The organism is Pseudomonas sp. GM_Psu_1 (genome assembly GCF_026544185.1).
Classification (GTDB): domain Bacteria; phylum Pseudomonadota; class Gammaproteobacteria; order Pseudomonadales; family Pseudomonadaceae; genus Chryseomonas; species Chryseomonas oryzihabitans.
Genome location: NZ_JALNUX010000004.1, coordinates 43,612 through 62,599, shown reverse-complemented (window position 1 = coordinate 62,599; position 18,988 = coordinate 43,612). Strand labels below are relative to the sequence as shown.

Here is an 18,988-nt window from a genome sequence, read left to right as displayed (position 1 = left end):
CGCAGCCGGCGCCGCTATCGCTTCGGGTGGTGGCGGCTGCGTCTCCCGTCGAAGCCGGATCCGGATCCGCCGCCATGCCCCAGACGCTCACCCCGGTGCAGACCCGGGCGCTGTTCCTTTCCGCACTGCTGCTGTTCGTCCTGCCCTTCATCCTGGTCGACTTTCCCTATGTCGATGACAACTGGCGCATCCAGCTGGAGAACGGCCCGGAGTGGCGCCAGCAGGGGCGGGTGCTCACCGAGGTCTTCTACCGGCTGCTGACCTTCAGCGGCAGTACCCTCAACCTCTTCCCCCTGCCGCTGCTGATCGCCTGCGCCGCCGCGACCTGGGCCCTGACCGATCTGGCCAGGCACTGCTTCGGCGCGCCGCGACCGACCCAGTGCCTGGCCCTGCTGCCGCTGTGGTTCTCGCCGTTCTGGCTGGGCAACCTGACCTACCAGTACGATGGCCCGACCATGGCCCTGAGTCTGGTGGCGGTGATCTATGCGGCGATCTTTCGCAGTCGTCACACCGTGCTGGCGCTGCTGGTGCCGGCGGCGCTGCTGGCGGCGGCCGTCGCTTTCTACCAGGTGGCCCTCAATGTCTTCGTCGGCCTCTGCTGCCTGGAGTTCATCCGCGCCGTGCAACGCCGCGAGGCCCCGGCGCAGGCCCTGCGGCTGGTGCTGCGCCAGGGCCTGCAGTTGCTGCTGGGTTGCGCCCTCTACTTCCTCACCGCCTATCAGCTGATGGCGACCACGCGACACGCCGGTGTGGGTGGCCAGGTGCTGCCCGAGCTCTGGCATCGGCTGGGCGAGGTGCTGCAGAGCGTCGGCCTGCTGGTCACCCCCGGCAATCTCTGGCTGTGGTGGCTGTTTGGTGGGCTGGCGGCGATCGGCTATGGCCTGGGCGGCCTGACCTATGCCCGCGCCTATGGCCGCCGGGCGCTGCTGCCCCTGCTGCTGTACGGCGCGACGCTGCCGGTGCTGGCCGCCTGCGTGGCCGGCATCACCCTGCTGTTCAGCGATTTCATCCTCGAGGCGCGCACCCTGATGGGCCTGGCGGTCATCCTGACCCTGGCCCTGCTGCTGGCCCACGACCTGCTGGAGCGCCTCCAGCCACGGCTGACCTGGCTGCTGGTGCTGCCCGTGCTGTGGATGCTGTCGCTGGCCTATGCCTATGGCCAGGTGCTCTCGGCGCAAAAGACCTTCGAGCGCGGTTTCGTCCAGGAACTGCACCATGACCTCAGCAGCCTTCCGGAGCTGCGGCCGCTCAAGCGGCTGCTCTGGACCGGAGGTCCGCTGGAGGTGGCCTGGCTGCCGCTGGCGCAGAAGACCTTCGAGCAGGTGCCGGTCCTGCCCTTCATCCTCGGCCTGTCGCCGGGCAACTTCATGATCGCCGAACGCCTGCTGGATCTGGGGGTGATCGACGATGCCGACAGCGACAGCTGCACCCAGCGGGTGGCCGTGCCCGGTGCCGCCACGCGACTGGTGAACAATCGCTTCTACGACATCTGGGCGGTGGGCGAGGACGGCTGCATCATCATGAAGCCGCAAAGGCCCTGGGTGCCGTTCGAGTAGGGAGGTAGGTTGGGCTGAGACGGCTCCATCGTCGAAGCCCAACGATCGGTGCCTACCCCAGGTGTTGGGCTTCGCTTGCGCTCAGCCCAACTACCCGTAGCGATCAGCCGCGGCGCAGCCGGTAGCAGAGGAACAGGAAGGCCAGCCAGACCGGGATGGCATAGACCGAGACGGCGATGCCGGGGATGCGCAGCATCAGCACCAGGATCATGCCGACGAAGGCCAGGCACAGCCAGTTGGCGAAGGGCGACCAGAAGGCCGGGAAGTGCGAGGTGCGCCCGGCCTGGCGCTGGGCGGCGCGGAATTTCAGGTGGGTCAGGCTGATCAGCGCCCAGGCGATCACCAGCGAGGCCACCACCAGCGACATCAGCAGCTCCAGGGCATTCTGCGGCAGCAGGTAGTTGACCACCACGCAGAGCAGGGTCACCGCCGAGGACACCGCGATACCCAGCAGCGGCACGCCACGGCGATTGGTGCGCAGCAGGGCGCGCGGGGCATCGCCCTGTTCGGCCAGGCCGTAGAGCATGCGGCTGGTGCAGTAGACGCCGCTGTTGTAGACCGACAGCGCCGCGGTCAGCACCACGAAGTTGAGCAGGTGGGCGGCGGTGTCGCTGCCGAGCAGGGCGAAGGTCTGCACGAAGGGACTGCCGGCGTAGTCGTCACCGCCGGCGCCGATGCTGCGCACCAGTTCGTCCCAGGGATGCAGCGACAAGAGGATGGTCAGGGCGCCGACATAGAAGATCAGGATGCGCCAGACCACCTGGTTGATGGCCTTGGGGATCACGCTGCGCGGCTGGTCGGCTTCGGCGGCGGTGATGCCCACCAGTTCCAGGCCGCCAAAGGAGAACATGATGATCGCCAGCACGGCGAACAGACCGCTCCAGCCGTTGGGCAGGAAGCCGCCATGACTCCAGAGATTGCTCACCGAGGCCTCGGGACCGCCGCTGCCACTGACCAGCAGCCAGAGCCCGAAGGCCATCATGCCGAGGATGGCCACCACCTTGATCAGCGCGAACCAGAACTCGGTCTCGCCAAAGGCCTTCACGTTGAACAGGTTGATGGCGTTGACCAGCACGAAGAACACCAGGGCGCTGGCCCAGGTCGGCACCTCGGGCCACCAGTACTGCACGTACTTGCCCACTGCGGTGAGTTCCGACATGCCCACCAGCACATAGAGCACCCAGTAGTTCCAGCCGGAGAGAAAGCCCGGGAAGCGGCCCCAGTAGCGACTGGCGAAGTGGCTGAAGGAGCCGGCGACGGGTTCCTCGACGATCATCTCGCCGAGCTGGCGCATGATCAGGAAGGCGATGAAGCCGGCGATGGCGTAGCCGAGGATCATCGCCGGACCGGCGGATTTCAGCACCCCGGCCGAGCCGAGGAACAGACCGGTGCCGATGGCTCCGCCGAGGGCGATCAGCTGGATATGACGATTCTTCAGGCCGCGCTGCAACTGGCCGGCGGCGGGTTGGGGCTGGGACATGGACGGGGGCGTCTCGGTGGTGAAGGGGAGCGGGCGGCTATGGTAGCACTCCTGTCGAGTTGGGCCGCTGAGTGGACTTTCCCTCACTCCGTCCCTCTCCCGGAGGGCGAGGGGGAAGAGCATGCTGCCGTTGGGTAGCGTTCCTCGTCCTCTCTGGGGAGAAGGGGGCAGCTACGCGTGGACAAGGCTGCGCCGTTATCCACCCTACGGCTGAAGGGCATTGCCGATGGGCTTCCCTAGCCCCGACCCTCTCCCCAAGGGAGAGGGGGACGAATAGCTGCGCGGTGTGCTTTTGCCCCCTCTCCCCCGGGGAGAGGGTTGGGGTGAGGGCGGGTCCAGAGCCACCGTCGATAGCCAAAGGCAATCGATGTCCGGGGGCTGAACTGGTCATTTTTTGTGCTATTCTTCGCGCCCTCCTGAAAACCCCCCTTTCCCGGAAGCTGCCATGCAAGCCGCCACGCCGCTGTTCGACTATCCGAAATACTGGGCCGAGTGCTTTGGTCCTGCACCCTTCCTGCCCATGAGTCGGGCGGAGATGGAGCAACTCGGCTGGGACAGCTGCGACATCATCATCGTCACCGGGGACGCCTACGTCGATCACCCGTCCTTTGGCATGGCCATCATCGGCCGGCTGCTGGAGGCCCAGGGCTTCCGCGTGGGCATCATCGCCCAGCCGGACTGGCAGTCGAAGGACGATTTCATGAAGCTCGGCGAGCCGAATCTGTTCTTCGGGGTGGCCGCGGGCAACATGGACTCCATGATCAACCGCTACACCGCGGACAAGAAGGTCCGGTCCGACGATGCCTATACCCCGGGCAACGTCGCCGGCAAGCGACCGGATCGCGCCAGCCTGGTCTACAGCCAGCGCTGCAAGGAGGCCTACAGCCACGTGCCGATCGTGCTCGGCGGCATCGAGGCCTCGCTGCGCCGGATCGCCCACTACGACTACTGGCAGGACAAGGTCCGCCGCTCGATCCTGATGGACGCCACCGCCGACATCCTGCTCTATGGCAACGCCGAGCGGGCGGTGGTGGAGATCGCCCAGCGCCTGTCGCGTGGCGAGCGCGTCGAGTCCATCACCGATGTGCGCGGCACCGCCTTCATCCGTCGCGATACGCCCGAGGGCTGGTTCGAGGTCGACTCGACCCGCATCGACCGTCCCGGTCGCGTCGACAAGATCATCAATCCCTATGTGAACACCCAGGACACCGAGGCCTGCGCCATCGAGCAAGCCAAGGGTGAGGTTGAGGATCCCAACGAAGCCAAGGTGGTGCAGTTGCTGGAAAGCCCGCGCATGACCCGCGACAAGACGGTGATCCGCCTGCCGTCCTTCGAGAAGGTCCGCAACGACCCGGTGCTCTATGCCCACGCCAACCGGGTGCTGCACCTGGAGACCAACCCGGGCAACGCCCGGGCGCTGGTGCAGCGGCATGGTGACGTGGACGTCTGGTTCACGCCGCCGCCCATTCCCATGACCACCGAGGAAATGGACTACGTGTTCGGCATGCCCTATGCGCGCGTGCCGCACCCGGCCTATGGCAAGGAAAAGATCCCGGCCTACGAGATGATCCGTTTCTCGGTGAACATCATGCGTGGCTGCTTTGGTGGCTGCACCTTCTGCTCCATCACCGAGCACGAAGGCCGGATCATCCAGAATCGCTCCCATGACTCGATCATCCGCGAGATCGAGGAGATGCGCGACAAGGTGCCGGGCTTCACCGGCGTGGTCTCGGACCTCGGCGGGCCGACCGCCAACATGTACCGCATCGCCTGCAAGGATCCGGAGATCGAGCGCCACTGCCGCAAGCCGTCGTGCGTGTTCCCCGGCATCTGCGAGAACCTCAACACCGATCACTCGTCCTTGATCGAGCTCTACCGCAAGGCGCGGGCGCTGCCGGGGGTGAAGAAGATCCTGATCGCCTCGGGGCTGAGATACGACCTGGCCGTGGAATCGCCCGAGTACGTCAAGGAACTGGTCACCCACCATGTCGGCGGCTACCTGAAGATCGCGCCCGAGCACACCGAGCGCGGTCCGCTGGACAAGATGATGAAGCCCGGCATCGGCAGCTATGACCGCTTCAAGCAGATGTTCGAGAAGTACACCAAGGAGGCGGGCAAGGAGCAGTACCTGATCCCGTACTTCATCGCCGCGCACCCGGGCACCACGGACGAGGACATGATGAACCTCGCCCTCTGGCTCAAGCGCAACGGCTTCCGTGCGGACCAGGTGCAGGCCTTCTATCCCTCGCCGATGGCCACCGCCACGGCCATGTACCACTCGGGCAAGAATCCGCTGCGCAAGGTCACCTACAAGAGCGATGGCGTGACCATCGTCAAGAGCGACCAGCAGCGCCGCCTGCACAAGGCCTTCCTGCGTTACCACGATCCCAAGGGCTGGCCGATGCTGCGCGAGGCGCTCAAGGAGATGGGCCGCGCCGACCTGATCGGGCCGGGCAAGCACCAGTTGATCCCGGCCACCCAGCCGGTGGGCGACACCGGTTACCAGAGCGCGCGACGCAAGAATTCCACCCCGGTGGGCAGCAAGAAGGCCGGTAACGGCGGCGGACGCATCCTGACCCAGCACAACGGCCTGCCGCCCCGCGCCAGCGACGGCAGCAAGGCCTGGGACAAGGGCCAGGAAGGCCAGGCCGCCGGCTACGCCAAGGGCGGTCCGCGCAAGAAGTCGCGGCGCCAGCCGAACATGCCGCGGTAGGGTTCTATCGCGGCCATGGGCCGCTCCTACAGAGAGCGATGCTTTTGTAGGAGCGGCCGCATCGGCGGACCGCCATGGCCGCGATTAAGATCTTGAATTGTCTTCATCACTCAAGGACGAGCGATGTCATCACGTCATGCGGCGCTGCGCAGGGGGCGTGTTTCTCTGCCTGGCCAGCTGTATCTCCTTACCGCCACGACCGTGGAGCGCCAGCCGCTTTTTTCCGATTTTCATCTGGCGTGCACGGCTGCCCGTACCTTTATCGATCCTTGTCTGCTCAATGACGCCAGGCTGCTTGCCTGGGTGTTGATGCCGGATCACGTTCACTGGCTGGTTTCGCTGGGTGAGTGTTTCAGCCTGGAAGAGTTGGTCCTGCGCCTGAAGTCGGCAAGCGCGCGTCGGGTCAATGCGATCCGCAATACCAAAGGGGCTGTGTGGGCGCCGGCCTATCATGACCATGCGCTACGAGCCGAAGAGGATGTGCAGGCGGTGGCCCGCTACATCGTCGCCAATCCGCTAAGGGCGGGGCTGGTGAAGCGGGCGGGTGATTATTCGTTTTGGGATGCGGTGTGGCTGTAGATGGTTGCGCGGAAATTATCGCGGCCATGGGCCGCTCCTACGGGGCATATCGGAGCCTGTAGGAGCGGCCCATGGCCGCGATCAAACGCGCTATCAGCCGCGCAATTCGGCGAAATGGGCCTGCATGCGGTCGGCGTTGGCGCTGCGGCCGCTGAAGAGTTCGAAGGCCTTGACCGCCTGGAACACGGCCATGGTGCCGCCATCCAGGGTGCGGCAGCCGAGGGCGCGGGCCTGGCGCAGCAGTTCGGTTTCCAGCGGGAAATAGATGATCTCGGCGACCCATAGGCCGGGGTGCAGCAACTCGGCCGGCAGCGGCATGCCGGGCAGCTTGGCCATGCCCACCGGCGAGGTGTTGACCAGGCCATCGGCGGCGGCTACCGCGGCGGCCCGGTCGGTGCCGACCGCGGCGCGCCCGGGGCCGAAGTGGCGGGTCAGGTTGTCCACCAGCGCCTGGGCGCGCTCGGCCTCGACGTCGAAGATGAACAGCTGGTCCACCCCCTCGGCGAGCAGGGCGTGGGCCACGGCGCTGCCGGCGCCGCCAGCGCCCAACTGCACTACCAGCCGCTTGGCCACGTCCGGCAGGCCGCGGCGAAAGCCTTCGGCGAAGCCCAGGCAGTCGGTGTTGTGGCCCACGGTGCGGCCGTCGGCCAGCACCACGGTGTTCACCGCGCCGATGCCGCGTGCCTCGGGGGAGAGGTCGTCGAGCAGCGGGATGATCGCCTGCTTGCAGGGAAAGGTGATGTTGAGACCGGTGAAGCCGGTGCGCTGGGCGGCCTGCAGCAGCTCGGGCAGGGCGTCGGCGGAGAGGCCGAGCACGTCCAGGTCGATCAGGCGGTAGAGGTATCTGAGGCCCTGGGCGTCGCCTTCGCGTTCGTGCATGGCGGGCGTCAGCGAAGCCTGGATGCCGGCGCCGATGAGGCCGGCGAGAACGGATTTGGGTGCGGTCATGGCGTTAGTTTCCCTGGTGGGCGATGAGGGCGCTGATGGCGGCGCGATACCCCTGGCTGCCGAGGCCGCAGATCACGCCGACGGCGATGCCCGAGACATAGGAATGGTGACGGAAGGCTTCGCGGCGATGCACGTTGGACAGGTGCACCTCGTAGACCGGCAACTCGCTGGCCACCAGGGCATCGCGCAGGGCCACCGAGGTGTGGGTCCAGGCGGCGGGATTGATCACCACCCCGGCATAGGCGACGCGGGCCGCGTGGATCCAGTCGAGCAATTCGCCTTCGTGGTTGGTCTGGCGGAAATCCACCTCGTACCCCTCGGCGGCGGCGGTCTCGGCACACAGCCGGGCGACGTCGGCCAGGGTCTCGTGGCCGTAGGTGGCGGGTTCGCGGGTGCCGAGCAGGTTGAGGTTGGGTCCGTTGAGGACCAGGATGCGACGGGAGGACATGACAGCCTTCTCTCTTGGGGTCTTGCCGGGCAGGCGCTGCCCGGCGCTGGAGAGAAAATGTACCAGTCGGTTAATTTCGTCAATCGAGGCGAACGGGCGGGCGGCCGAGCAGGTCGCGGAAGCGTTCGATTATCGACCCTGGTGGCTCAGATCGCCACCAGTCCCCGTACCCCTTCGGCCTCCATGTCAGCGCCGCGACCGCGCTGGACGATCTCGCCACGGGACATCACCAGATAGCCGTCGGCCAGTTCGCTGGCGAAGTCGTAGAACTGCTCCACCAGCAGGATGGCCATGTCGCCACGCCTGGCCAGGTGGGCGATAACGGTGCCGATCTCCTTGATCACCGAGGGCTGGATGCCTTCGGTGGGTTCGTCGAGGATCAGCAGTCGCGGGCGGCTGGCCAGGGCGCGGCCGATGGCCAGTTGCTGCTGCTGGCCGCCGGAGAGGTCGCCGCCGCGGCGCTGGCGCATCTGCCGCAGCACGGGGAAGAGTTCGTAGATGGACTCGGGCACCTCGCGGGCCTCGCGGGCGGGAAAGCGCGACAGGCCCATGAGCAGATTTTCCTCGACGGTGAGGCGCGGAAAGATCTCGCGGCCCTGGGGCACGTAGGCGATGCCGGATTGCACGCGCTGGTGCGGCTTGCGACTGGTGATGTCCTGGCCTTCCCAGGTGACGCTGCCGCGCTTGGCCGGGATCAGGCCCATGAGGCAGCGCAGCAGAGTGGTCTTGCCGACGCCGTTGCGGCCGAGCAGGCTGGTGACCTCGCCGATGGGGGCGTCGAAGGACAGGCCACGCAGGATGTGGCTGCCGCCGTAGTACTGATGGAGTTCGTTGACCTGGAGCATGGGGGCCTCGGGAAGGTTCTATCGCGGCCATGGGCCGCTCCTACGGATAGGGTGCCGCTCGTGGCCATGGCCGCGATGCGCATTCTCAAGTCAGGGGCGCTAGCGCCCCAGATACACCTCGATCACCTGTTCGTTGGCCTGGACCTGGTCCAGCGAGCCTTCGGCGAGGACGTGGCCCTGGTGCAGCACGGTGACGTGGTCGGCGATGCTGCCGACGAAGCCCATGTCGTGCTCCACCACCATCAGCGAGTGCCGGGGCACCAGCGACTTGAACAGCTCGGCGGTGAATTCGGTCTCGGCGTCGGTCATGCCGGCCACGGGTTCGTCGAGCAGCAGCAGTTGCGGCTCCTGCACCAGCAGCATGCCGATCTCGAGGAATTGCTTCTGGCCGTGGGAGAGCAGGCCAGCGGTGCGACCGCGGGATTCCTGCAGGCGGATGGTGGTGAGCACCTCTTCCAAGCGGTCGCGCTGTTCGCCGGAGAGGCGCGCGCGCAGGCTGGCCCAGACCGACTTGTCGGTCCGTTGCGCCAGCTCGAGGTTTTCCCAGACCGTCAGGGCCTCGAACACCGTGGGCTTCTGGAATTTGCGCCCGATGCCGGCCTGGGCGATTTCCACCGGTTGCAGCCGGGTGAGGTCCAGGGTCTCGCCGAACCAGGCGCTGCCACGGTCGGGGCGGGTCTTGCCGGTGATGACGTCCATCATGGTGGTCTTGCCGGCGCCGTTGGGGCCGATGATGCAGCGCAATTCGCCGACGCCGATGTAGAGGTTGAGGTCGCGCAGGGCCTTGAAGCCATCGAAGCTGACCTCGATGCCTTCCAGGCTGAGGATGGTACCGTGGCGGGTATCCAGGCCCGTGCCGGCGCGATGGCCGAGACCGCTGGCTTCGGCGCCGATGCCGGCATCGAGCACTTCCGCGGCGGTGGGAGGTACGGGGGCGGCTTTCATGCGTCGCGCTCCTTCTTGATGAGGCCGATCACGCCACGCGGCAGATAGAGGGTGACGACGATGAACAGGGCGCCGAGAAAGAACAGCCAGTATTCGGGAAAGGCCACGGTGAACCAGCTCTTGGCACCGTTGACGATGCCGGCGCCAAGCACCGGGCCGATCAGGCTGCCGCGTCCGCCGAGGGCGACCCAGATGGCCGCTTCGATAGAGTTGGTGGGGGCCATCTCGCTGGGGTTGATGATGCCCACCTGGGGTACGTAGAGCGCCCCGGCCAGGCCGCAGAGCACCGCCGACAGTACCCAGACGAACAGCTTGAAGCCGCGCGGATCGTAGCCGCAGAAGGTCACTCGATTCTCGGCGTCACGGATCGCCGTGAGAATGCGGCCGAACTTGCTCTGCGCCAGGCGCCAGCCTAGCCAGAGGCTGGCCACCAGCAGGGCCACGGTGAGCAGGAAGAGCACCGCCCGGGTGCCCTGGGCGGCGACCGGAAAGCCCAGCAGGGTGGTGAAGCCGGTGAAGCCGTTGTTGCCGCCGAAGCCGGTCTCGTTGCGAAAGAACAGCAGCATGCCGGCAAAGGTCAGCGCCTGGGTCATGATCGAGAAGTAGACGCCCTTGATCTTCGAACGGAAGGCGAAGAAGCCAAACGCCAGGGCCAGCAGACCGGGGGCCAGCACCGCCAGGCACAGCGCCCAGAGGAAGTGGTCGGTGCCGGCCCAGAACCAGGGATAGTGGGTCCAGGAGAGAAAGCTCATGAACGGCGGCAGACCGTCACCGGCGGCCTGGCGCATCAGGTACATGCCCATGGCGTAGCCGCCCAGGGCGAAAAACAGCCCGTGGCCGAGGGAGAGCATCCCGGCATACCCCCAGACCAGGTCCAGCGCCAGGGCGACGATGGCGTAGCAGAGGATCTTGCCCACCAGGGTGAGGGTGTAGGCCGAGACCTGGAAGGGGTTGTCGGCCGGCAGCAGGGACAAGAGCGGCAGGGCGATCAGCACGGCGAGGGCCAGGCCGAGCACGGCCAGGCTCAGGCGCGGGCCGACCTTCTGCACAGCGGTAAGCGCGAGTGGCTGGTTCAATCGATGACCCTCCCCTTGAGGGCGAACAGGCCCTGGGGCCGCTTCTGGATGAACAGGATGATCAGGCCGAGGATGAGGATCTTGCCCAGCACGGCGCCGATCTGGGGTTCGAGGATCTTGTTGACGATGCCCAGGCCGAAGGCCGCCAGCACGCTGCCGGCCAGTTGGCCGACGCCGCCGAGCACCACCACCAGGAAGGAGTCGATGATGTAGCTCTGGCCAAGGTCCGGACCGACGTTGCCGATCTGCGACAGAGCCACGCCGCCGAGGCCGGCGATGCCGGAACCGAGGCCGAAGGCGAGCATGTCGATGCGACCCGTCGGTACGCCGCAGCAGGCGGCCATGTTGCGGTTCTGGGTCACGGCGCGCACGTTGAGGCCCAGGCGGGTCTTGTTCAGCAGGGTCCAGGTGAGGATCAGCACGAAGACCACGAAGCCGAGGATGATCACCCGGTTCCACGGCAGGAGCAGGTTGGGCAGCACCTGGATGCCGCCGGACAGCCAGGCCGGATTGGCCACCTCGACGTTCTGGGCGCCGAACAGCACCCGCACCGCCTGGATCAGCATCAGGCTGATGCCCCAGGTGGCCAGCAGGGTTTCCAGCGGGCGGCCATAGAGGTGGCGGATCACGGTGCGCTCCAGCGCCATGCCGATGGCGGCGGTGACGGCGAAGGCCACCGGCAGTGCCAGCAGCGGATACCAGGCCAGCCATTCGGGCGCCAGGCGTTGCAGGGTCAGTTGCACCACATAGGTGCTGTAGGCGCCGAGCATCAGCATCTCGCCGTGGGCCATGTTGATGACGCCGAGCAGGCCATAGGTGATGGCCAGACCCAGAGCGGCCAGCAGCAGGATGGAGCCGAGCGATAACCCGGTGAAGGCCTGGCCGAGCAGGTCGCCCAGCAGCAGCTTGCGGTCCACCTGGGCAAGGCCGGTGGCAGCGGCCTTGCGGACGTCTTCGTTGGCTTCCACGGCCGGATCGAGCAGGGCCTGCAGGCGGGTCTTGGCCTGGGGCTCACCGGATTCGCCGAGCAGCCGCACCGCGGCCAGGCGCACGGCGGGATCGGGGTCGGTCAGCTGCAGATTGGCCAGGGCGGCGGCAAGGGCGCCTTTGACGTCCTTGTCGGCTTCGTTCTGCAGGCGCTTTTCCAGGAAGGCACGCTGCTCGGGCTTGGCCTCCTGGCGCAGGGCCTGGGCGGCGGCCAGGCGCACGCCGGCATCGGGCGACAGCAGCCCGCCGCTGGCCTGGGCGGCGCGGATGAGGATGCGCAGACGGTTGTTCAGGCGTACCGGCTTGGGTGTGCCGGTGGGAGGGGTGGCGTCGCCTTCGGCGGCGCTGTAGCTGTCGCCGGTCTTGTAGAAGGGCCGCTTGTCTTCATCGACATAGAAGCGGCCGTCCTGCAGTGCCTGGAGCACCGGGAGCTGGGCGGGATCGGGCGCGGCGGCCCAGTCCTGGAGGAGTTTGGCCTGGTCGTTGGCGCTGGCGGCGGCCAGGTCGGCGGCGGGGCCGGCCTGGGCGGTGCCCATGAGCAGCAACAGCAGGGGCAGCAGAAAAAGGCGTAGGGACATACTCGGCCTCGTCGGTGGGTAAAGGCTCCTGCACGGCGTCTCCGGGAGAGGGCGGGCGTGGCCTCGTTTCTGGTGCCGGCGCCCGGCGGTCTGGCCGGGTGCGCTGGCGGGCCCTCACCCCGGCCCTCTCCCAGGGGGAGAGAGGGCGGAGCGGAGCGTTGGTGGTGCGGGCGCTTCCGGTTCTGGCGGGTAGCGCCTTGGCCCTCTCCCTAGAAGAGCGGGGGAAGAGCTGTTGGCCTTGGAGCGCCTTTTGCCTTTACCCCGGCCCTCTGCCAAAGAGAGGGGAAGAACTGTTGGCTTCGGTGCGCCTGTTGCCCTCACCCCAACCCTCTCCCGGGGGGAGAGGGGGCAAGAGCGAGGTGCCACCTTGCAGGCTTCGCTCCCCTACCCTCGGAGTGAGGGGCCGGGAGTGAGGCGGGCCGTTACTGGCCGCTCTTCACCGGTTCGTCGGACTTCTTGTCGTTGCCGGGGATGTAGGGGCTCCAGGGCTGGGCGCGGACCGGGCCCTCGGTCTGCCAGACGACGTTGAACTGGCCGTCGTCCTGGACCTCGCCGATCATCACCGGCTTGTGCAGGTGATGGTTCTTCTCGTCCATCTTCACGGTGTAGCCGTCCGGCGCGGCGAAGGTCTGGCCGGCCATGGCCTTGCGCACCTTGTCGACGTCGGTGCTGCCGGCCTTTTCCACCGCCTGGGCCCACATGTGGATGCCGATGTAGGTGGCTTCCATGGGGTCGTTGGTCACGGCGGTCTGGTAGTTGGGCAGGTTCTTGGCCTTGGCGTAGGCCTTCCAGGCCTCGACGAACTTCTTGTTCACCGGGTTATCCAGCGACTCGAAGTAGTTCCAGGCGGCCAGCTGGCCCACCAGCGGCTTGGTGTCGATGCCGCGCAGTTCTTCCTCGCCCACCGAGAAGGCCACCACCGGCACGTCGGTGGCCTTCAGGCCCTGGTTGCCCAGTTCCTTGTAGAAGGGCACGTTGGAGTCGCCGTTGATGGTGGAGACCACCGCGGTCTTGCCGCCGGCGGAGAATTTCTTGATGTTGGCGACGATGGTCTGGTAATCGCTGTGGCCGAAGGGGGTGTAGACCTCTTCGATGTCCTTGTCCTGCACGCCCTTGCTGTGCAGGAAGGAGCGCAGAATCTTGTTGGTGGTGCGCGGATAGACGTAGTCGGTGCCCAGCAGGAAGAAGCGCTTGGCGGCCCCGCCTTCTTCGCTCATCAGGTATTCCACTGCCGGGATGGCCTGCTGGTTCGGCGCCGCGCCGGTGTAGAAGACGTTGGGCGACATCTCTTCGCCTTCGTACTGCACCGGGTAGAACAGCAGGCCGTTGAGTTCTTCATAGACCGGCAGGACCGATTTGCGCGAGACCGAGGTCCAGCAGCCGAAGGTGACCGCGACCTTGTCCTGGGTCACCAGCTGGCGCGCCTTCTCGGCGAACAGCGGCCAGTTGGAGGCCGGATCCACTACCACCGGTTCCAGCTTCTTGCCCAGTACCCCGCCCTTGGCGTTGATCTCGTCGATGGTCATCAGCGCCATGTCCTTGAGCGAGGTCTCGGAGATGGCCATGGTGCCGGACAGCGAATGCAGGATACCGACCTTGATGGTGTCCGCGGCGTGGGCGGCACTCCAGGGAAACAGACCGCTCATGAGCAGAGCGGACGCGGCAAGGGTGGTCTTCAGTAGTGGGCGGCGCTTCATGCGAAAGGCTCCTAAGCGAACGTGCGCTGTTGTTGGGCTGGACTGCTGGCCAGCCAGGGCGCCTTTTCAGGAACTGTGCCAGGCGTCGGCGAGACGCATAGGGACTGGCGCCTCGGCCTCGGCGGTGACTTCGCGGTCGGTCGCCCTGCACCAGTCTGGGGCTGGGCAGTGCCCTTGAATTGCGCCTTTGCACGATGCTGGTGCCTCTTGCTCACGTTGCCTTTTGCGCAACATGAAAGTCCGAATGCCGTATTGGTGGTGATGCCTGGGGCCTCCCATACTCGATCGCCAAGGGGCCGGCCACCGGGTCGGTCACCGCCAATTCGAAGAAGAGGAACAAGGCATGGGCAGGCAGGTCGGGGTCATCGGACTCGGCAACATGGGCGGCAACATGGCGATCACCCTGGCGCGCAAGGGCGTGACCGTCACCGGACTGGATCCTTCCAGCGCCGCCTGCGAGCGGGTCGCCGCCCAGGGCGTGGCCATCGCCGGCGACCTGGCGGCCCTGGCCGCCAGCAGCGACGTCATCGTGCTGTCGCTGCCCAAGGCCGAGCATGTCGAGGCCGTGTGCCTGGGCGAGGCGGGTCTGGTCAGCCGCGTGCGACCGGGCACCGTGGTGGTCGACACCACCACCTCCACCCCGGAGACCAGTCGCCGGGTGGCGGCGGCCTTCGCCGAGGTCGGCGCCGACTTCCTCGATGCCCCGGTTTCCGGCGGCCCCGCCGGTGCCGCGGCCGGCACCATGACCATGGTGATCGGCGGTAGCGAGGTGGCCCTGGCCAAGGCGCTACCGGCGCTGGAAGCCATGAGCGCGACCCGGGTGCATATCGGCGCCGTGGGTGCCGGCAACATCGCCAAGATCGCCAACAACCTCCTGGCCGCGGCGCACCTGATCACCACCGCAGAAGCCGTCACCATGGCCGCCCGTGCCGGCGTCGCTCCGGAAAAGCTGCTCGAAGGCATCAATGCCGGTTCCGGGCGCAGCGCCGCCAGCCAGGGCATGTTCCCCACCTGGGTGCTGAACAAGGCCTACGACTCCGGCTTCACCATGGGCCTGATGCGCAAGGACGTGGGCCTGGCCCAGCAGCTCATCGCCGAACTCGGCCTCGACCTGCCACTGGCCGCGGCTACGGCCCAGGCCTGGAAGGCCAGCGCCGAGACCCTGGCCGATGGCGAGGATTTCTGCGCCATCGCACGACGTACCAGCGAAGACCTGTTCGGCAAGGGGGAATGATCACGATGAACGCCAAGACACTGGAATTGCTCAAGCCCTTCTGGGGCGACCGCCAGCAGGTCGCCAGCTTTGTGGACGGCACCTTCGTCGACGGCAGTGGCGAGCGGATCACCGTGCGCAACGCCCATGACGACAGCCCCGCCTACAGCTACCCCGACGCCGACCTGGCCGTGGTCGAGCGCGCCGATACCGCCGCCCGCCGGGCGCGCGAGGAATGGCGCGCCCTGACCGCCCAGGCGCGCGGGCGCATCATCTACCGGGTTGGCGCCCTGATCCGCGAGGAAGCCGAGGTTTTGGCGCAACTGGAATCCCAGACCGCCAACAAGCCGATCCGTGATGCCCGCGTCGAGGTGCTCAAGGTCGCCGAGATGTTCGAGTACTACGCCGGCTGGGCCGACAAGCTGCACGGCGAAGTCATCCCGGTGCCCACCAGTCATCTCAACTACGTGACCTACGAACCCCTGGGCACGGTGCTGCAGATCACCCCCTGGAACGCGCCCATCTTCACCGGCGGCTGGCAGATCGCCCCGGCCATCACCGCCGGTAACGCGGTGATCCTCAAGCCCTCCGAGCTGACCCCGGTGACCTCGCTGCTGCTCGGCGTGTTGGTGGAACGCGCCGGCGCGCCCAAGGGCCTGGTCAACGTGCTCGCCGGCCAGGGGCATACCGTGGGCCAGCAGGTGATCGCCCACGCCGACATCCGCAAGGTGGTCTTTGTCGGCTCGCCGGCCACCGGCCGGCACATCGCCGCCGCCGCGGCCCAGCGCTGCATCCCGGTGGTGCTGGAGCTGGGTGGCAAGTCGGCCAACATCGTCTTCGAAGACGCCGACCTGGACCTGGCTGTGCGCGGTGCCCAGGCGGCGATCTTTTCCGGCGCCGGCCAGAGCTGCGTCTCGGGTTCGCGACTGCTGGTGCAGGAATCCATCTACGAGCGCTTCATTCAGGCGGTGGCCCGCGCCGCCAGCCAGTTCAAGGTGGGTGACCCGAGCGATCCCGAGACCCAGATCGGTCCGATCCACAACGCCAAGCAATTCGCCCATGTGCGCACCATGGTGGAAGGGGCCCTGGGCGAGGGCGCGCGGCATGTCGCCAATGGCGTCGAACCGCTGCCCGCCGGGACCGGCTACTACGTCAATCCCACGGTGCTGGCCGGTCACAATGGCCTGAGCTGCGCCCAGGAAGAGATCTTCGGGCCGGTGGTGGTGGCCATTCCCTTCAAGGACGAGGCCGACGCCATCCGCATCGCCAACGACAGTCGCTTCGGCCTGGCCGGCGCGGTCTGGACCCGCGATGTCGGGCGCGCCCACCGGGTGGCCCGTGGCGTGCGCGCCGGCACCTTCTGGGTCAACGGCTACAAGACCATCCACGTCAGCTCGCCCTTCGGCGGCTATGGCGAGAGCGGCTACGGTCGCTCCTCCGGCCTCGACGCCCTGCGCGAATACAGCGAGGTGAAGAGCGTCTGGGTGGAAACCGCCGCCGTCCCCGCCGCCGGCTTCGGCTACGGCGCCAGCCTGGAGTAGCCCATGACCATTCACCAAGCGCTGCTGGACGACGCCCGCAGCTGGCGTCGCGATTTCCACGCCCATCCCGAACTGGGTTTCGCCGAGCACCGTACCGCGGCGCGGGTCGCCGAATTGCTCGAGGGCTTCGGCCTGGAGGTCCATCGTGGCCTCGGCGGCACCGGCGTGGTCGGGGTGTTGCGCCATGGCGAGGGCCCCAGTCTGGGGCTGCGCGCCGACATGGACGCCCTGCCGATGCAGGAGGTGGGGGACGTGCCCCATCGTTCCACCGCCGCCGGGCGCATGCATGCCTGCGGCCATGACGGCCACACCGCCATCCTGCTGGCCACTGCGCGCCACCTGAGTGAGAACCGCGATTTCCGCGGCACCCTCTATTTCGTCTTCCAGCCCGCCGAGGAAAATCTCGGCGGCGCCCAGAAGATGATCGAGGAGGGCCTGTTCGAACGCTTCCCGATGGACGCCATCTACGGTCTGCACAACTGGCCGGGGCTGCCGGCCGGCCAGGTGGTGGTCAATCCGGGGGCCATGATGGCCTCGCTGGACACCTTCGCTATCACCCTGACCGGCAAGGGCTGCCACGCGGCCATGCCCGAGCGCGGCCGCGATCCCATCGTCGCCGCGGCGGACCTGATCCTGCAGCTGCAGACCATCGTTGCCCGGCGGATCTCGCCGCTGGCGTCGGCGGTGGTCAGCGTTACCATGATGGAAGCGGGGGAGGCGATCAACGTCATCCCCGAGGTGGCGCGACTCCGGGGCACGGTGCGTTGCCTGGACGGCGCGGTGCGCGCCGAGGTGGAGCGGCTGATCGGCGAGATCGTCGCCCAGGCGCCGCTGGCTCAGGGCGTGCGCGGCGAGCTGGAATTCACCCGCGGCTATCCGGTGACCCAGAACCATCCGGCCCAGGCCGCGCGGGTGCGTGAGGCGGCGGTAAGGGCCTTTGGTGCCGAGCGGGTCAGCGATGGCGTACCGCCATCCATGGCCTCCGAGGACTTCGCCTTCATGCTGGCGGCGCGTCCCGGCGCCTATCTCTGGCTGGGGGTCGACGGCGCCCAGCCCTCGGCGCCGCTGCACAACCCGGCCTATGACTTCAACGACGCCATCATCGAACCGGCCGTACGGTTGTGGGCCGAGCTGGTGCGCCAGGAACTGCCCGCCTGAGACGCCTTAGCGTCTGCTCAAAGGCTTGCGAGCTAGAGTCAAGCAAGGCGCAACGACCAACGGGAGTAACAGCCGAAGGCTGGCCCGGAGGGTGAGCGCTAGCGAATCAAAGGCCTGAGGAAGCGGAGTTTACTCATGGTAAATGAGCATTCCGGCCGGGCTGGCGACCCAGGGCCTTTTCAACGCAGTTTGGCCGACGCGCAGCTGGCTTTGGGCAGGCGCTCAGCGAAAGGCGGTCATCTGCTGCACCAGGCTGGTCCGCAACTCGTCCGCGGCGCGGCTGAGCTTGCGGCCCAGGCGGGTGACCAGCTCGACGTGGGCACGGGCGAAGCCGGGATCGGCCAGGGGCAGGGCGCGCAAGGCGCCGCTGTCCAGTTCCTGGGTCGCGGCGAACAGCGGCAGGAGCGTGACGCCGCCCTGCTGGGCATAGTGCTTGAGCAGGGCGAAGGTGTTGCAGGTCAGGGTCGGCGCCAGGCGCTGGCCGGCGGCCTGCTCCACGGCGTCGAGCATCTGGCGGATGCCGTAGGAGATGTCCGGCAGCGCCAGGCGATGCTGGCCCAGCTCCGTCAGGGTCACGGGGCCCTGGGTCGCGGCCAGCGGATGCTCCGGCGCCACCATGGCATAGAGCGGCTGCCCGCGGCTGCCATGCACCCGCAGGTGCGGATCGCGCGGCGGATTGAACACCAGCCCCAGTTGCGCCTCGTCTTCCATCACCTGGCGAATCACCTCGTTGGTGCCCACCACGTTGACCCTGACCTCGATCTCCGGATGCCGCGCGGAAAAGTCGCCCAGGCTGCGCGACAGGTCGCCGATGAAGCCTTCGCCGATGGCCAGCACCACGCGACCGGTGCGCAGCCCCTGCAGATCGGCGATGGCGTCTCTCAGCCCGTCGAGCTGGGTCTGACGCTGGCGGAAGTAATCCAGCACCAGGCGCCCGGCCTCGGTCGGGGTGATGCCGCGGCGGTGGCGCTCGATCAGGTCGACGCCCAGTTCCGCCTCGACCTGGGCGATCTGCCGGCTGACCGCGGACGGGGCGATATCGAGGGCGTCGGCGGCGGCGCGCACGCTGCCCAGCCGCACCGCCTCGACGAAATAGTGCAAGCGTTGTTCGTGAATCCCACGCATCCGTATGTTCTCGTAAAGGCAACGGAAAAGGCCATTTCCAGTATTGGAGAGAGAACAGGGCGCTGTCCATACTCGGGCCAAGACCACGGCCGCCCCGGC

The 18,988-nt window shown here is 67.3% G+C and carries 15 protein-coding genes; 6 read left to right on the top strand and 9 right to left on the bottom strand.

Features of this window, described 5'->3' with window-relative positions; genetic code table 11:
- The first annotated feature begins 74 nt into the window (after positions 1–74).
- Positions 75–1,556 (top strand): glucosyltransferase domain-containing protein, encoded by a 1,482-nt coding sequence (locus OXS31_RS07675; protein ID WP_267398615.1) that lies wholly within the window; start codon positions 75–77, stop codon positions 1,554–1,556.
- A 103-nt stretch (positions 1,557–1,659) separates the two neighbouring features.
- Here OXS31_RS07675 and OXS31_RS07670 read toward each other — a convergent pair whose 3' ends face one another.
- The gene (locus OXS31_RS07670; protein WP_007161139.1) at positions 1,660–3,036 is read right to left on the bottom strand and encodes an amino acid permease; all 1,377 of its coding nucleotides are present in this window, start codon (positions 3,034–3,036) and stop codon (positions 1,660–1,662) included.
- Positions 3,037–3,481: 445 nt separating this feature from the next.
- Here OXS31_RS07670 and OXS31_RS07665 point away from each other — a divergent pair, with 445 nt between their 5' ends.
- Together OXS31_RS07665 and OXS31_RS07660 are read left to right on the top strand one after the other, a co-directional pair.
- Positions 3,482–5,749, top strand: a complete 2,268-nt coding sequence (locus tag OXS31_RS07665; RefSeq protein WP_074584931.1) for a YgiQ family radical SAM protein — start codon at positions 3,482–3,484, stop codon at positions 5,747–5,749.
- 123 nt (positions 5,750–5,872) lie between these two features.
- Positions 5,873–6,328, top strand: coding sequence for a transposase (locus tag OXS31_RS07660; RefSeq protein WP_267398614.1), 456 nt, complete (start codon positions 5,873–5,875; stop codon positions 6,326–6,328).
- A 93-nt stretch (positions 6,329–6,421) separates the two neighbouring features.
- Here the strand turns inward: OXS31_RS07660 and OXS31_RS07655 are convergent, their stop codons facing one another.
- The 7 genes from OXS31_RS07655 to urtA all read right to left on the bottom strand — a co-directional run bounded on the left by OXS31_RS07655 (position 6,422) and on the right by urtA (position 13,852).
- Complete coding sequence (locus OXS31_RS07655) at positions 6,422–7,276, bottom strand: shikimate dehydrogenase (RefSeq protein ID WP_144948579.1); 855 nt, start codon at positions 7,274–7,276, stop codon at positions 6,422–6,424.
- Between the two features lie 4 nt (positions 7,277–7,280).
- Positions 7,281–7,724, bottom strand: coding sequence for a type II 3-dehydroquinate dehydratase (aroQ, locus tag OXS31_RS07650; protein ID WP_027598824.1), 444 nt, complete (start codon positions 7,722–7,724; stop codon positions 7,281–7,283).
- Between the two features lie 146 nt (positions 7,725–7,870).
- Positions 7,871–8,569, bottom strand: a complete 699-nt coding sequence (gene urtE / locus OXS31_RS07645) for an urea ABC transporter ATP-binding subunit UrtE (RefSeq protein WP_169854451.1) — start codon at positions 8,567–8,569, stop codon at positions 7,871–7,873.
- A gap of 99 nt (positions 8,570–8,668) precedes the next feature.
- A complete protein-coding gene (urtD, locus tag OXS31_RS07640; RefSeq protein WP_027601067.1) occupies positions 8,669–9,514 on the bottom strand; it encodes an urea ABC transporter ATP-binding protein UrtD in 846 nt (281 codons plus the stop codon).
- A complete protein-coding gene (gene urtC, locus OXS31_RS07635) occupies positions 9,511–10,590 on the bottom strand; it encodes an urea ABC transporter permease subunit UrtC (RefSeq protein WP_044341013.1) in 1,080 nt (359 codons plus the stop codon). Before urtC ends, urtD begins: the two co-directional genes overlap by 4 nt.
- Entirely contained in the window at positions 10,587–12,155 is a 1,569-nt protein-coding gene (gene urtB, locus OXS31_RS07630; protein ID WP_267398612.1) for an urea ABC transporter permease subunit UrtB, read from the bottom strand. The genes urtC and urtB overlap by 4 nt, the downstream gene beginning before the upstream one ends.
- A 422-nt stretch (positions 12,156–12,577) precedes the next feature.
- Positions 12,578–13,852 carry an urea ABC transporter substrate-binding protein gene (gene urtA / locus OXS31_RS07625; RefSeq protein WP_027601065.1) on the bottom strand — a complete coding sequence of 425 codons (1,275 nt, stop codon included), beginning with the start codon at positions 13,850–13,852 and terminating at the stop codon, positions 12,578–12,580.
- 265 nt (positions 13,853–14,117) lie between these two features.
- Here urtA and OXS31_RS07620 point away from each other — a divergent pair, with 265 nt between their 5' ends.
- The 3 genes from OXS31_RS07620 to OXS31_RS07610 are packed head-to-tail and all read left to right on the top strand — an operon-like array spanning position 14,118 to position 17,764.
- Entirely contained in the window at positions 14,118–15,086 is a 969-nt protein-coding gene (locus OXS31_RS07620) for an NAD(P)-dependent oxidoreductase (RefSeq protein WP_262378362.1), read from the top strand.
- A 5-nt stretch (positions 15,087–15,091) separates the two neighbouring features.
- On the top strand, positions 15,092–16,606 hold the full coding sequence (locus OXS31_RS07615) for an aldehyde dehydrogenase family protein (protein WP_267398611.1): 1,515 nt from the start codon (positions 15,092–15,094) through the stop codon (positions 16,604–16,606).
- Positions 16,607–16,609: 3 nt separating this feature from the next.
- Positions 16,610–17,764, top strand: a complete 1,155-nt coding sequence (locus OXS31_RS07610; RefSeq protein ID WP_267398610.1) for a M20 aminoacylase family protein — start codon at positions 16,610–16,612, stop codon at positions 17,762–17,764.
- A 222-nt stretch (positions 17,765–17,986) separates the two neighbouring features.
- On the opposite strand, the gene OXS31_RS07605 is transcribed toward OXS31_RS07610, so the two are convergent.
- Complete coding sequence (locus tag OXS31_RS07605; RefSeq protein ID WP_042137384.1) at positions 17,987–18,889, bottom strand: LysR family transcriptional regulator; 903 nt, start codon at positions 18,887–18,889, stop codon at positions 17,987–17,989.
- Positions 18,890–18,988: the final 99 nt, after the last annotated feature.